This window comes from Arthrobacter sp. TmtSoilC51, assembly GCF_055388015.1.
In genome coordinates, this window is sequence record NZ_AP035877.1 from 2,272,292 (window position 1) to 2,286,436 (window position 14,145).

Below are 14,145 nucleotides of genomic sequence, written 5' to 3' on the forward strand. Positions count from 1 at the left end.
TTGAACCCGTCAGGGGTGTAAACATGATGCGATATGGGCTCATCGCTGTGGTTCTGCAGCGTGTACTTCTTTTGATACGTTCGTCCTAGCGTGGGTACTTTCAGCCTCATCACCTCCGACACGAAGACTACCTTCCGAGCTTGAGCCATTCGTCTGACTTGGGCGTCGCAATTGATAACGACACCGTGACTATGAACGCTGCTGTCGTACCCAGGCCGGCGACCCAATCAGCGACGGTTCCCCAAAGTGTCGGGGTTGAAGTCCATCAGCCAATCACGTCAATTCCCAGGTCTTTCGAGATTCGTAATTCAAGGAGCGTTACCTTGTCCTGAAAGTCATCCCTCGCAGCGTAGTATCCTTCCTTGTTGGGGGCCGACCTATCCTTTATGGAAATCATCTCCGTCATCATGGCTCTTATCGTCTTGATTACATCCTGCGCCGCTTCTACTACCAGTCTTGGGGCAAGTACGCGCAGATTTAGCAACGACAAGTCTCTGGCTTTCTGGACCAGTGCGGCCGTGTCTTTGCTGAAACCCACTTCGACCTCGGCAATGGAGAGTTCCAGTTCGTGCACCTCTTCGAGAAACTTGGAATAGACCTCAACCTTTCGGTCGCGCAGCCAACGATCATGTTCCAGGTCACGTTCAGCATCCAGTTGGGCCTGTGCTGCGTCCCTGGCCGCGGCAATCGTCGTCTGAGTGTTCTCACTGCTGAATGCTCCAGCGATCAATGCGCCCGAAATACCAGCCACTATCGCTCCACAGGCGACAACGATTAACCGTATAGTCTCCCCATCCATGTAAACAGTGTCCCACCGCGTTCGGCTTTTAGTGTTGAGACACATCGTTACCGGGTCATGCCGCTGTTGGCGCGTTTCATCGACTGTAGCGCGGCCGCCAGCGGGATCAGATCGTTGGCGATGGATCCTGTGGCCGGGTCGGTGAGCAGGTCATGTACGACAGCGCCAAGGACGCAGGTCCAGGTCCAGCAGCGTCCGCCGCTGTGAAGTTCGTCTTCGGCTCCGCAGGCCTCGCAGTCTATGTTGAGTCGGATGCCTGAGCATCGACGGCAGGCGGGGTTGGTTATCGATGAGGCCGACCAGGACTCCTTCGTGCCCGGAGGGGCAGGTGCCTTGGGTGCGTTTGGCTTGCTGGTAGCAGTAGCCGCAGACTCCGCCGCCCGGGCCATCGTGCAACGGCTTGGTAGTGCTGGCCGCAGCGATTGCAGGGGACCGGCCAGCGGATGGGGTCCTCTGCTTTGCGTGGCCTACTCACCGTCCGCGGGTGTGACGAGGCGGAAGCGCTTGGCGATCGGGTTACCTGGTTGGACACTCCTGAGACGGGCTGTACTGAGACGAGATACGGAGACATGGGCGGACCTGAAAAGACGCCCTCCATTCTTCAGGTCAGGGGGAGAATCGGGCTGTCTCAGGAAGCTGTACTTTCTTGAGACACATATGGGTAGTGCGCGGTGAGGATCAAAGGTGACCGGAGTCGCGGCCAAACGACGTATGTTGGCCACATGGAGGTCCAGAAGCAACGCAAGAATCAGTCGAGGCGTCAGTTTTCGAAGAAGCACTCAGCGGGTCTTCGGCAAATTCTTCTCCGTGCCTCGAAGGGTAGGAACCGCAACGAGTTTGGTTGCACACAACAAACTATTCTGGGTGCATGGCACCGCGACTGATCTCCGAAGTCCTGATTATGCGACGGTGGGGGAGCATCTGCTTGTACCATCAGTAGTAAACGGAGGCCGCCAACCTTGCGGCTGGCGGCGACTGCCATTGGGGTGCGGACTCGTGGTGGGCTTTGGAGGCGAACCAGCAGGGCAGTCAGGCAGAAGTTCGTAATCGCGTCTTGAGCCCTCGAAAGAAGTTTCAGACCGTCAGTGGACGCCTTTCTCTCGCTCACGCGTTCTCAGAGCTGGTCGAATAGTGATCCGTTTCGTGGGCTTGGACGATCGGCCAAACTGGCAACGGCTCTTTGAGGCGGGATGGCCGGACATCGGCGCCGCGGGTCAATCGTCCTTTATGGCGGCTGCCTCCGAACCGGCCGGGGGCCGACGCTTCGTGCCTTGTATGCGGCCACCTGCCATTCCTGCGACGACGATGCGACTGAACGGGTCTATATCCACGGCTTGCGCAATGCTTGACTCATGTGCGGTTCCCATGCGCGTTACCACACTGCCGTTATCGCCGAATGGTGCGAAGGCACCGCTGTCTCGGAGCCGAACCACTGCAAATTGCCCGTCGGATTGCCCAACAACGGTGATCTTGCCCGTCAAGCCATCGATATGCTCATCCAATGCATACGCTGGCGGTCGAACCGGACTGGACGGCCCGAGGCCGCTCGCACCAAAGTCCTGGTCGCTTCCTCGGAGGTGTTCGAGGCGGCCGTTGATCGCTTCAGCAGCGTGTCCTGGGTTCGAGCCCCAGATGGCCCTCCAGCAATTATCCAAAAAGCGATCGCAAGGTGGTTTTTTTGTTGCTGGAACCTTATTTCAATGCAGGTAAGGTTGTGGGTTAACTACTTTATCAATGCTTAACGCTCAAAGAAGATGCCGGCAGCAAGGGATGCCCGGCCGCCGGCATTGGTCTACGCGTAGGGAGTGGGTATCTTGTTCAGGTTGTAAATATCCACGAGGTCCGACTCCGGCTGGGTAATATCGTTAAAGTGCCGCGAGCGGGCCGCCCAATAAAAATCAGTAGTGGTTGGCCATGCCGAGGTGGTCGGTGTGCCCAGTGTCGTATCCATTATCTGAATTATCAGCCAGTCCAGGTTTTTGGCGCGGTCGCCCGTATCATCGGTAGGCAGAGTGCCTGAGGCCAGCGGCAGGGGATCCGAGAGATCAATCAGCATGTTCGCTACGTGTCTCTCTAGTTTATCCGCTACCGTAAATTTAGGATGGCTCACATTTGATTCGGCGCAGGTATCGGTCTCGCCAGCCCCGCTAACACCGCCTGTTCCATCGAGGTTTGCCGCCACCTGTATTTTTCGATCAAGTATGAACGCAAACCAGTCAGCAAACCCCTCCATCCAAGCTAGATGCCTCAGCTGGTCTTCCCGAGTCTGAGGCAGGCCGCCGCCGATAGTGTATGCCATGGTAGGTACGCAGCCATTGTGCTCACTGAGAATCCATCCTAGGCTACCGATGCTGTACTGGAGCCAGTGCGCGTACTCGTGGATCAGCACAGAATCGTTAAATGCATCGGGAGAAGTGATGAACAGATCTCCGCTTACAGGGTACATGCAGCTTGTAACAACAAAATGTGCACACCCACCAAGCGCCACGTGGGCAGGCTGAAGTGTTTGACGCGCGGCTTCAGCAGTTTCCCGAAGCGGCACAACGTACTCGTAGGCCCGGCGCATTGTCTCCACGATGTTGAAGGCCCTGGCCCAATAGGGGTCTGCGATAGTGAAGGTTCCCCAATTCAGTGTCTCACCTGGTGCGGAGGAGCTCAGCTGAACATCGGCATGATTCGCGTCCTTCGGCTCCAGGAAAGTTGGATTGTTACCGGGAAAAACATTGTTGTATCTCGGTTCAGGCAGGATTGATGAACTGTTTCCTGTGCAACACATGGCACCTTTGTTAGAGGCAAAAAGCCTAAGGGCATATCTCGCACCACCCTGATAGGGTACATCCGTTGAATACGAGCCATTGCCGTCGGTTGGGCCTTCCTTTATCTTGGCCCAACCCCCTACTGGGGCGATGCGCCATACCTCGACACGGCTTCCCACGATATCGCGTGGTCCCGTTGTGTCTTGATACCTCAGATGAATTTTTATGCTGCTGACCGCTTGCTTTGGACTACCGTTGTCGCAGGCAGCGCATACAGCGCAAAGCACCATCACTAGTACGGCCGCCACGGCATTTCTTAATCTGGACATGGTCAAATCCGTTCGATTGTAAAAGGGCTCTTCAGAATTGAGGTTGTAGTGGGCATCCCTGCCGCGCTGACAGAGCTCATCAGCCTCGGGCCGGACACTGAAATGCCGCACGGCCGACGTGCTCGCCTTCTTCGACCGCCCCGACACCTCGAACGGCCCGACTGAAACGATCAACGGCCGCCTTGAACACCTCCGAGGAAGCGCCCTCGGATTCCGCAACCTCACCAACTACATCGCCAGATCACTCCTCGAGACCGACGGGTTCAGACCCCGGATACACCCTCAAATGCGATGAGCCCATAAACGGAGTGATAACTATCATCTTTTGGAGAAGATCTCGTAGTCTTTGTCCAATTATTCTGGCAGGGGTCATTTCATTGACCTTCCTTCACTTATTCATGCTTCCCTTTGGGAAGGTGCTATAAGCGTGCGCTCTCAAGGCGACCGGGGGCATCAATCTGACGATGGCTTTCCTTGGAATGACTGGCGATATATTCAGATCAATCGCAGGGTTGATGCCGGATGGTTTCATTAAGGACAGGACTGACCTTTTCGGACGATTACGGGCCTTAGGGATGACGTCGGCCGCGCGTGGACGCCAGAAAATTTCTGTTCGGCCCTTGCCCAGTGAAAGCACGAACAGGCGCCATCGATATGAGCCGGGTAGAATGCGGCTCGTCATCAATCTTGAGGGTGATAGTCGAATACATCGCTCGGTTGAACCTGATGGATAGCCCGGTGGGGTGTGTAGTTGGAAGGAAGGGCTCGTTAGCCATCACTAACTCAAAGGCCAAAGAGTAATTACGTCGTGCCGCTTCCTCTGCTGCGGTCGTAGCCAGGTTGCAGTCTTAAAGAGAGCCTGGGCGTCGGCCGGGCACGTGCAATTGTGGGTGTTAGGTGGCTTGAAAGCTTCATACCTAGTGCTGTGCTGGTGCGCTTAAGCTGAAGCGTGGAACTCACATGGGCGGCCAAGCAGTCAACCCTTGGCCGCCACAGGCATCTCATTGCCGCATGGCAACTTGGCGCAGAAGTCGATCCACACCTTTAGGGCCTACAGACGCGATCTCGGGGATATTGCACCTCGTTGGATACCCGCGGCCTGGATTTGCTGGAAGTCCGAACGGTTCATGTTGATGGATACGGGCACCCTCTTCGGGGTGCTCCCCTCCACAGTGGCCAAGGCGCTCTCGGCCGTGTCCAGTTCCTACCATTATGCGGTCAGGGAGGATGCCTCGGGCGTTCGACTCGGGCGGCCGAGTTCTACGGATCCGGCGGACGGGCCGAAGGTTCGTCAAGGTCAAGGTCAAGGTCGAGATGCCGGCGCCCGCGGTCGTGGCTCTGGATGCTTACTTTGGAACCAGTGGGAAAGCGCCAGTGCTCAGACTTCGGGGGAGTCCCGCTGTTCACCACTGGTTCGGGCAAGCGCTGGCACGGGTCGGAAGCTTTTCGCGCTGTCCATCGGCTCGCGAATGCTACTGGCATCGAGGGGCGGATCAGCCCTCACAGCTTGCGGCACACTTTCGCCACGATTGCGCTGGATAGTGGTAGGTAGCTTCATGCCTTGCAAGACAGCATGGGCCATCCAGATCCAAGAACGAGCCGCCGTTACGACCGCGCGGTGCAATTTGGCCAAATCTGCAAAGATTACGTCGCCAGGGTTCTGGCGTGAAGTCCCCCCAACTAGCACAAGGGTGCTTGCACCAGCACACATCCAGAGGTTCGTCCGGTGTCTATCGGCAGTCAGTGGCTTTCGGGACATGAGGTCGCATTTGGTTAACGCTGAGGTACTGACAGCGAGCCAGGTCTGCGCCATACTTTGCCCATGGACGCTGGGTCAAGTGCTGGCGTTGGAGGTGCGATCCAAATGAAAAGTGAGAATCGCCTGGATCCTGACACAGGTGAACACCTGCTTCAAATTGTGCGTTACCTCAGCCTCACGAAGATTGACTGGATCATCACTACCGTTGCTGTGCCACTGGAACTGATCAACATCGCTCCAAGTCTCGTGACTGTTTTGGCCAGCGTGCGTTGGCAGGCGTTGGCATACTTGTCAGTTGCTTTCGTACTTCTTCTCTGGCGGCGGCGGTTTCCCAAAGCGGTTCTGGTCGCTTTGCTCGTGCACCAAGCCCTGTTTGCACCGATATTTCACCAGAGCCTGTTTCTTCCCGACAGCATGGTTTTCAATCCAACACAGGCGTTTGTGATTCCGTACATACCGCTTTTTGTCGTGCTGGTCGCCATCGTGACCGTAGGATCTGTTTGTCAGCCTTGGATTTCTGCGCTTCTCTGCGTTCCAGCTGCCATCCTCCCGCCAGTCATTTTTACGGCCGGCCATCCATGGGATGCATCATGGTATGTCCTGGCCTCGGTGTTGTGGATTGGTGGGGCGTGGTCATTCGGAAGATTTGTTAACCGAAGTACACAACGGATTACCGACCTGGAGACGGAAAGGCTTAGCCTAGAAGCTGCGATGGAGGCCGAAAGGGCCCACCTCGCGGCTGAATTGCACGACATTGTTTCCCATGCCGTCACCGTTATGCTTCTCCATGCTGCAGGCGGACGCCGGATCATCGAGACTGATCCTGTGCGCGCCGGACAAGCGTTAGAGGTCATTGTCAGAGTGGGCACTGAAGCGACCCAGGAGTTGTCGCGCTTGCTGGGATTGCTGAAGGCAAACCAGCATATGAATACGGTGAAGTCTTTGCCGACTTTTGATGACATTGGGCCTTTGGTCGAAGCCGTTCAATCGGCCGGGATAGACGTCGAAGTCAGCCAATCCGGTACACCGGCAAGACTTGATGCGAGTGTAGGACATACTGCCTATCGTGCAGTTCAGGAGGCCCTTACGAATATATCGAAGCACGTGGGTCCGGGCACCAGCGCCTCTGTCGATATTGAATGGAAATCGGACGTGCTCCAGATCAACGTGCTGGATACGGGCCCGGCGGGACCGGCAATCGAAACTGTGTCCGGATCTGGATATGGGCTGCTTGGCTTGCAGGAACGCGTGTCGGTAGCAGGTGGAACAATCTTGTGGGGGCCCCGAGAAACGGGGTTTCTTGTGAGTCTGACACTTCCCGTTGCCAGCGTTTGATACTGATTGCGGACGCCTCCGCAACGCGGCCTGGTCCTGAGCTTCGACGTTCACGGGGTGTCAGAGGTCTCGATTCCGGGATCTCGCAGTTGATTGTGTTTCTGATAATCGGCCGAAACGATTGAATTTGCCGGCGAGCAGAAGAACTCCCAGAATCGCCCATGAAACTCCGAACGGAACAAGGAAAAGGACCCTTGAATCTTCTGTATTAAAACCAAGCAACAGCAGCGAGCCTATGGCCAGTAGACCTCCTGCCCATGTGGGTAGCGTGCGTGCCTCCAGGATAGCTATGCCGGTAACGACGAAGGCGAAAATAGAGACGTAGATCAGAATTGCCCCTGCGTACCAAGCACCTATCAGGACGGTGGTGCCGAAAAAGAAGGATGTTCCAGCGACCAATGCCGCAATCCTGACGACTTTCACTGCACTTCCACCTGTCGGGTGAAGGAAATAGAGTCCGAGTGCTGCGCCGGTGATGCAGATCATGCCGGGCAAGAAGAGTACGCCGTACAGTATGCCTGCGTCTCTGTACGGACCGTCAGGCAAGCCTTCTGGCAGAGTGACCATGATGAGCGCAAGGGTCGTTAGGAGAGACCCTCCAAGGATTGCGCAGACGGCGGTAACGCGGTCAGGAGTCTTCTTGGTGTCGCCGTGATCTGACTCCTTTGAAGTTGATCTCTGTGTCACGTTACCTGTCCCGTCTGTTTCTGGTCTGACTACTCTCAATGGCAGCCATCTGCTCTTACTATCAGGGTGAACCCGACCTGTGAAGTACGCGTCCATCCCGCGATTGATTCAGGCATGCATCCCAGGATGGAGTACATGCAGTGTTGCGCCGCCAAGCCGCGCACATCCACTGAGCGCTCTCCCGATTTATCGCATGAGCCCAGTCAAATGACGTTCGTGAGTGATATGTGAGCTGCTGAGGGTTCCACCGTTGGGTGGTCAATGGCACGGTCTAATCCACTGCTCTCAGTGCTCCCGAAGTTGTACGCATGAATTCCATCCGTCAGTTGGACGCGTTTACCAGCTCTCGCCGGACATTCTGATTGCACATCGAGTGAAAGGAAAGAGCGATGAAACGGCTATTGAATCAAATCCAAACCAACGAAATCCCTCGGAGCTTTGCTCCGATACCACGCGGCAGGAAACCTGCCGGCGCCGTTGCAGGCATTTCAGTAGCGACGTTGTTGCTGGGGGCTGTAACGGCCTGCGTCCCCATCGTGCCTGTAAACAATGACCCCGGTAGACATCAGGAGGTCATTCCTTGTGGCGGGCTCGCGGGCGGACGGGGTTTCGCTGCATTGAATGTCATTGCCTGTGGGCCGACTGAGGAACCCGAATACACGCCCGCGCCCTACGAAACGAAAACGCCTTTTGAATCAGTCGGCCCCGGTGACCAACTTGATGTGTCAGTAGCGACGCCGCTTCCAGCCGACCTTGTCGGCACATGGCACGGGGGTGTCGGTGACAACTATTACCTCAAGCTCGCGGAGGACGGCACTTATGCGTGGGAACACCGTCGGCTCGGTCCTTTTGACGGCGGTGTCGTCGTTGTTGATGGGTCCACCATGACGCTGACGTCGAGTGTTACAGGGAAGTCAATGAGGTTTCGATACTCCCTGTCAGTGTCGCCGGAAGTCTACGGCTTCACGTTCACCACCCTTCATCTGGGTGACCAGGCCTACGTGAAGTAGGTTCGTCCGCCACACGGGCACCGTGCGGCCTTCGCCGCAATTAACGCCGGGGCTCGATCTGAGCGCCGTTCAAATTCCAACTCAGGAGTGATATTCATGCCCAAATTCCATCGCGCCATCGTGTTTCTTTCGTCGGCGGCAGTAATTGTGCCTTTGGCTGCTTGTGGGCCCATATATATAGATCCGGGTCCATGGACGCCAAACGGTCCGTCCCAGCCTCCGATAAACCCTCAGCCGACAGACTCACTAACGAACATACCCGTGGATCCTGGCCCGAACCCAGGACCCGAACCGACACGATCGGTCGTGCCACCCCGTCCATCCGAACCATCCGAACCGAAACAGGGAACCTACAGGATTACCGTCAACGGCGTCTCCGTGAAGAGCCAGACAAACGACCACGCCCTGGAGCAAGACGGAAAAGGGGACGAGGTCTACGTGGATCTCAGTACTAAGGTAATTGACAACGATGGGGACGAAAAAGAGAGCCGGCAAGTCACCACATCCATCATGGGTGACACCAATCAACAAGCGGGACGGATCCAGGCGGGTTCTGCGCGCGGTGGGAAAGGCGGAATCATCACGGGGGACAAGATGCCCACTGCTAAACCGTGGGCCATAGAGGGCGTACCAATCCCTGAACAACTGCCGTTGAACGGCGGCGAGATCACCTTGGCAGAAGGGCAGGACAAGGCATTGATTACGCCAACCGTCTGGGAATGGGACGGCGGTAGCGACCTGTTCACCCAGTTCACGAAATGGTTTGACAAGGCGGCCGAAAAGGTCCCGGCCGAAGCTCTCGGTCCGGCCACAGGGGTTGGTAAAGCAGCCAGTTCGATGAACCTTGGTGACACGCTGAGCAAACTCTTCGGCGTCGCCGGTGACCGCCCCATCGGCATCCAGGGACAGGACAGAGAAGGTTACAGTTTTGATCCCCAGATCGTGACTTTGGACTACGCAAAGGCCGAGGAAGTTTCGACCTCCGATCTTGGTTGGGGCAAAGGCGTCAGGATGCTGACTTTCAAGGATGCGCCGCAGTTCGCAGGCCATTACGAGTTGTACTACCAGATCACCAAGGTCTCCTGAGGCCAAGGAATTCCTCCACATGAACCTCGACTGCAGAGTCGAGGTTCATGTCTGCGCTGGAGCGAATGTTTGCATAAAGTTTATGCTGGCCGCTCAGCGTCGTATGCAGACATATGCTGACACCAGCTCCAAGTTGCGGGATACTTTGCCACATGCAGGCCCAGCTGAGTCGGAGGCATCCGTGAACGGCGCCGACGGTCATGGAAAGGTCCGTGTCGTACTGATTGACGACGAGGAACTGATCCGCGCCGGCCTGGCTTTGGTGCTGGCAGCTGAAACAGACATTGAGATCGTGGGTGAGGCGAACAACGGACGCAGCGGCCTGGAAGTTGTTGCCGAGCTGCAACCGGACGTCATCGTCATGGACATCCGCATGCCGATCATGGACGGCGTGGCAGCGACCAAAGTGCTAATGGCCGAGGCCTCTTCGCAGACGGACAGGGTCCCAGTGCTGATCCTCAGTACATTCAGTGACGACGACGCAGTCCATGCGGCATTGCGGGCCGGAGCGTCGGGCTTTCTGCTCAAGAACTCCGCGCCGAACATACTCGCTTCGGCAATCCGTGCTTTGGCCAAAGGAGCGGGCTGGCTCGACCCCAACGTGACGAAGGGGCTTCTCGAACAGTTCTCCAACCAGCGGGAGAACATGGTTCCCGCGGGCGTCGAATTCGGCGAACTGACCAGGCGTGAGATCGAAGTCCTCACCGCAATGGCCAATGGCATGAACAATGCCCAGATCGCTTCGACGCTCTTCCTGAGCGAAGCAACAGTCAAAACCCATGTGCACAGGATCTTGATGAAGCTGGGTGTGACAGATCGATCCCAGGCCGTCGCAGCTGCTTTTCGCCACGGACTTGTCAGGCCAGGACCTCGCTAGCGGGGTTTGGCCGACATCGAAGGGGGGATTGTAGTCGCCCTGCACCAGAGTGACTTGATTGACGGCAAGCCAATCGTTCTGGACGGATCCTGACTCATCAGGTGGGTGGTGGGGTTGCCTCGTTGCCGTCCGAATCGATGTAGCTGAGCCGGCAACCCTCCACGAGGCAGCTGTGGATTCGTTGTTCTCAGCGATAGCATCGTTGGACTTTGGTGCAGCAATCTCGGCCAGGGCTTGCTGTAGGTATTCCGCAGGGACCTTCGGGTTGAACTTCTGAATTGCTGCGAGCAGTCGTGGCCGGATCAGCAGCCCATCCCAAGAGTTCCGGTCGTCTGTGCCAGGTGCTATGGCTTGCCCTGATTTCGGCTGCCGGCCAAGTGGCTCAGCCAGGAGTTCCAAAGCCATGGATTCCCAGTCGGCTTCTGAAAGTGCTACTGCTCGTGCTGCTGTCACGGTGGTCCCCCTGATGGACCGGCCGTGTTTTTGGGGTGCGGTTTGCAGGCCCAGGTTTGAGTCCGCTGATGTCTTTGGACTGGTCAATGCTGACCGGCCGGACGGTGGAGGTGAGCAGTTCGGGCAATGCTCTGGGATGGACATAGCAGCCGGAATAGCCGGAAACGGTGCAAACATGGAGTACTTCCGTGTTCCCGGCCGGATCCACCTCCGCCGCGGCTCATACGCCTGCGTCCTCCAGAATCTTTTCGGAGTCCTTGATCCGCAGCTTGCGGGACATGCGCTTGGTTGCATCAACACTGCTCGAAAATACGAACCTCACCGCGACCCAAGATGCGCTCTATCGACCCCAGAGTGTCCTCGAGTTTCCCTTCGCTTTCTGGTCGAAGACCGGGAACCTTGATGAGGCAAGTTGCCCTTTGTTGATGGATCCAAAAACAGTGCCCACGGCCTCGCATGGTGCCCAGGCCTCATGGGCGGCTTTCAGTCTGCCGTCGTTATGGTCCCCACCGCGGAGCGGTGGCTGTGACAGATCCGCGGGCCGAGGAGAGAACGAACATAAACACTTCCGCACGGCCGAGCTCGTGAGTGCTGATATCTCTTCTATTGATGCGGTTTAAGGATCAACATTGGGAGACACGGAGCCTTAATTTTCTGATCGGAGTTGGCCGTGATCCAGGCTTGGTTGTGCCGACTGAATATCCGCCACAAATGGCACCTCGAGCATGCCGAGGACGGAGCCCTATACAAGCGTTGTCTGAGCTGCGGTAGGGATGGTGTCAGCGAGAGCAAAGCATTCGGATCAGCTCACGGGTAAAGAGCGGATTTCCCTCGGTCTCTTCGTAAAGCTTCCTGGTGACCGTCTCCGGTAGTTTAGCGGGACCACCGAGTAACGATTCAACGAGTGACCCGAAGCCCCGGATCTCGTGATTCTGGTAGATGCCTTCCATACGCCGTGCCGAAGCGATGACAGGACGGACGGGGTGTGTAGGTTCCGCCACCCGGTCGGAGCGAAATGCCCCGAGGATGACGACAGGACCTTCATTGAGACGCGAGACCAAACAGATCAGCGCGTCAGCGCTGCCGACGTCCAAGTGTTCGAGGTCGTCAATGAACAGTAGCCTCGGCGAGGATCCGGATTTGCGATAGTCACCCATGATCACGTTGGTGAAAGTGGCCACGATGGCCTCTCTGCGGCTGGCTGGATCAGCAGACATTGATTCGCTCACGGCCGCCATCTCGACCTCGGACGAACCGGATCCGAACTGCTCGGCGACTAGTTCTCCCACGGGGCGGCCCTCCGCCAGGCGAGGATTGGCACGTCTGGGGCGATGATCAGTGGACGGCTCGTGAAATCAACAACACGGGGGTTTCGCCGAACTCGGTGCCGTCGAAGACATACATCTCCTCCGGTCGCGTGGATGCACATCCGCCGCACAAGGTCATGTGCATGGGTGAGCAGTCGTTGGTAGATGGGATCGAGGCGCTCCTCAGCACCGAGCCCGGTGTCGTAACGTACCGTTCGAAAGACACCTACCTCGAGATCGCCAACTCGGCTTCTTCGAAAGGACTTGGGGTCGAGGCTGCCGCCAAAGAGCTTGGTTATGACAAGAGCGACTGCTACTTCTTCGGCGACAACTACAACGACATCCCGGCCTTCGCCGCCGTGGGAACTTCTATCGCCGTCGCGAACGGCAAACAGGCAGTGCTCGACGCGGCGACGGTCACTACCGCGCGCCATCACGATGACGGTGTCGCAGCCTACCTCGAGACGTGGCTCGCAGCGGCCAGCGCATGATCCGCACGGTAACCCTTAGTCCAGGATTTGACCACGAGGTACATGTTGACCGCATCGATCCTGGTGAGGTTGATCGGCTGTTTTCAAAGCTGCTTCGCGACGTGAGCCCTGGCGATATCGTGGTCTTGAGCGGTGCGATCCCAGACGGTCTGGACGTCGACACATGGGCTCGCATCGCACACTCTGTCGTGGCCGCCGGCGGCTCTGTCGTTGTCGACGGGCAGGGGGCTGCCCTTGTCGAGGCTGTACGCACGGGTGTCGTGGCGATGACAAAGCCAAATGAGCATGAGGCGGGCACGATTCCTGGTGTGCGAGTCGATGACCCACTCTTGTCACGCGCGATCGCCGGGCTGCGTTGGATGGCATCACACGGGGTCGACGAGCCTGTCGTATCCTAGGGGCGCGCGGGATTGTCCACCGTTGGGATGACGCGATCATGCTCACAAGTTGTCCGGTCGCTGAGGCGCGGGTAGCTGTTGCGGCCGGTGACGCCTTCGTCGCGGGGTATTGCGTTGGAGCGTCCGGACAAGGGCCAACGAAGTTGAAGCCGATCGATCTTGCTATCGCCGCAGCATCCGCTCATGTGGCCGGCGATGCAGGTTTGAGCTCGATCCACGAGCGAATCGAGTCGATCGACAGTGCGGTGGTTGACTCGCTCTAACAGGGTGGAGTGATAGCGGTTTCATGACTCGACATGTTGAGCCGTTGGCCCGGACGGTGCATCGTTACAGGACCGACCTCCGCTGAACTCCACGTAGGCAAATCCTGTCTCGGTCCAGTGAACCCACGGTTGGCTGACCCAGCGCATGGGCTTCCGATGTGGCACTCGGGTTGCTGATCTCTGTCATGTGCTTCAGGGCGGGCACGCCATGAAGGATATGAAAGGAGGGGAATCGATTTGATGGAAATTGCTGCGTTGTTGCCCATCGGGAACACGGTGCTTTCGCTCGAACTTTCATGCCCCGTTACGGCCTCGGGAGTGGTCGCTACAGGGCAAAAAAGAAGTGTGGACAATGTCCACACTTTCCGCCCCGGACTTGGCCGTACTGCCGTCGGACTGGCCCGGATTCCGCATGTTTCCGCCACTTCCCAGTGTTTCCAGGGCTCGGAATCCCGTTCGAGTCCCACCTCGGGCACGGCATACCCCCTCGTCAGAGGGGTTTTTGCTTTAATGTGTGGACATTGTCCCGGCGGGTCCCTCTGACACTGTTCCCGGCTTTGGCCTGGCGCCGCGGTCGCCTGTTCGGTTGTGTGGG

13 protein-coding genes and 1 pseudogene are annotated in these 14,145 nt (G+C 57.3%); 9 read left to right on the forward strand and 5 right to left on the reverse strand.

Annotated features, from left to right (window positions below):
- Positions 1 to 265: 265 nt before the first annotated feature.
- The 3 genes from ACZ5G6_RS10360 to ACZ5G6_RS10370 form a co-directional block, all read right to left on the reverse strand.
- Positions 266 to 751 (reverse strand): hypothetical protein, encoded by a 486-nt coding sequence (locus ACZ5G6_RS10360; RefSeq protein ID WP_498691264.1) that lies wholly within the window; start codon positions 749 to 751, stop codon positions 266 to 268.
- A gap of 95 nt (positions 752 to 846) precedes the next feature.
- Positions 847 to 1,188: a hypothetical protein gene (locus ACZ5G6_RS10365; protein WP_498691266.1), complete on the reverse strand. Its 342-nt coding sequence runs from the start codon at positions 1,186 to 1,188 to the stop codon at positions 847 to 849.
- A 1,403-nt stretch (positions 1,189 to 2,591) separates the two neighbouring features.
- Positions 2,592 to 3,884: a hypothetical protein gene (locus ACZ5G6_RS10370; RefSeq protein ID WP_498691268.1), complete on the reverse strand. Its 1,293-nt coding sequence runs from the start codon at positions 3,882 to 3,884 to the stop codon at positions 2,592 to 2,594.
- A gap of 51 nt (positions 3,885 to 3,935) precedes the next feature.
- Between ACZ5G6_RS10370 and ACZ5G6_RS10375 the strand changes: the two are divergent.
- From ACZ5G6_RS10375 to ACZ5G6_RS10385, 3 genes and pseudogenes are all read left to right on the forward strand, one after another.
- Positions 3,936 to 4,179, forward strand: a pseudogene (locus ACZ5G6_RS10375) (transposase); the annotation flags it as partial.
- 1,047 nt (positions 4,180 to 5,226) lie between these two features.
- Positions 5,227 to 5,436: a tyrosine-type recombinase/integrase gene (locus ACZ5G6_RS10380; protein WP_498691270.1), complete on the forward strand. Its 210-nt coding sequence runs from the start codon at positions 5,227 to 5,229 to the stop codon at positions 5,434 to 5,436.
- Between the two features lie 312 nt (positions 5,437 to 5,748).
- Positions 5,749 to 6,978: a sensor histidine kinase gene (locus ACZ5G6_RS10385; protein ID WP_498691272.1), complete on the forward strand. Its 1,230-nt coding sequence runs from the start codon at positions 5,749 to 5,751 to the stop codon at positions 6,976 to 6,978.
- A gap of 60 nt (positions 6,979 to 7,038) precedes the next feature.
- Here ACZ5G6_RS10385 and ACZ5G6_RS10390 read toward each other — a convergent pair whose 3' ends face one another.
- Complete coding sequence (locus ACZ5G6_RS10390; protein ID WP_498691276.1) at positions 7,039 to 7,665, reverse strand: hypothetical protein; 627 nt, start codon at positions 7,663 to 7,665, stop codon at positions 7,039 to 7,041.
- Positions 7,666 to 8,054: 389 nt separating this feature from the next.
- Between ACZ5G6_RS10390 and ACZ5G6_RS10395 the strand changes: the two genes are divergently transcribed.
- The 3 genes from ACZ5G6_RS10395 to ACZ5G6_RS10405 all read left to right on the forward strand — a co-directional run bounded on the left by ACZ5G6_RS10395 (position 8,055) and on the right by ACZ5G6_RS10405 (position 10,638).
- The gene (locus ACZ5G6_RS10395; protein ID WP_498691278.1) at positions 8,055 to 8,675 is read left to right on the forward strand and encodes a hypothetical protein; all 621 of its coding nucleotides are present in this window, start codon (positions 8,055 to 8,057) and stop codon (positions 8,673 to 8,675) included.
- Positions 8,676 to 9,053: 378 nt separating this feature from the next.
- On the forward strand, positions 9,054 to 9,761 hold the full coding sequence (locus ACZ5G6_RS10400; protein WP_498691280.1) for a hypothetical protein: 708 nt from the start codon (positions 9,054 to 9,056) through the stop codon (positions 9,759 to 9,761).
- A gap of 181 nt (positions 9,762 to 9,942) precedes the next feature.
- A complete protein-coding gene (locus ACZ5G6_RS10405) occupies positions 9,943 to 10,638 on the forward strand; it encodes a response regulator (RefSeq protein ID WP_498691282.1) in 696 nt (231 codons plus the stop codon).
- A 1,232-nt stretch (positions 10,639 to 11,870) separates the two neighbouring features.
- Here the strand turns inward: ACZ5G6_RS10405 and ACZ5G6_RS10410 are convergent.
- A complete protein-coding gene (locus tag ACZ5G6_RS10410) occupies positions 11,871 to 12,380 on the reverse strand; it encodes a DUF8739 domain-containing protein (protein WP_498691284.1) in 510 nt (169 codons plus the stop codon).
- 155 nt (positions 12,381 to 12,535) lie between these two features.
- Between ACZ5G6_RS10410 and ACZ5G6_RS10415 the strand changes: the two genes are divergently transcribed.
- The 3 genes from ACZ5G6_RS10415 to ACZ5G6_RS10425 are packed head-to-tail and all read left to right on the forward strand — an operon-like array spanning position 12,536 to position 13,550.
- Entirely contained in the window at positions 12,536 to 12,889 is a 354-nt protein-coding gene (locus ACZ5G6_RS10415) for an HAD family hydrolase (RefSeq protein ID WP_498691829.1), read from the forward strand.
- Positions 12,886 to 13,287 carry a 1-phosphofructokinase family hexose kinase gene (locus ACZ5G6_RS10420; RefSeq protein WP_498691285.1) on the forward strand — a complete coding sequence of 134 codons (402 nt, stop codon included), beginning with the start codon at positions 12,886 to 12,888 and terminating at the stop codon, positions 13,285 to 13,287. The genes ACZ5G6_RS10415 and ACZ5G6_RS10420 overlap by 4 nt, the downstream gene beginning before the upstream one ends.
- Positions 13,288 to 13,325: 38 nt before the next feature.
- The gene (locus ACZ5G6_RS10425; RefSeq protein WP_498691287.1) at positions 13,326 to 13,550 is read left to right on the forward strand and encodes a hypothetical protein; all 225 of its coding nucleotides are present in this window, start codon (positions 13,326 to 13,328) and stop codon (positions 13,548 to 13,550) included.
- Positions 13,551 to 14,145: the final 595 nt, after the last annotated feature.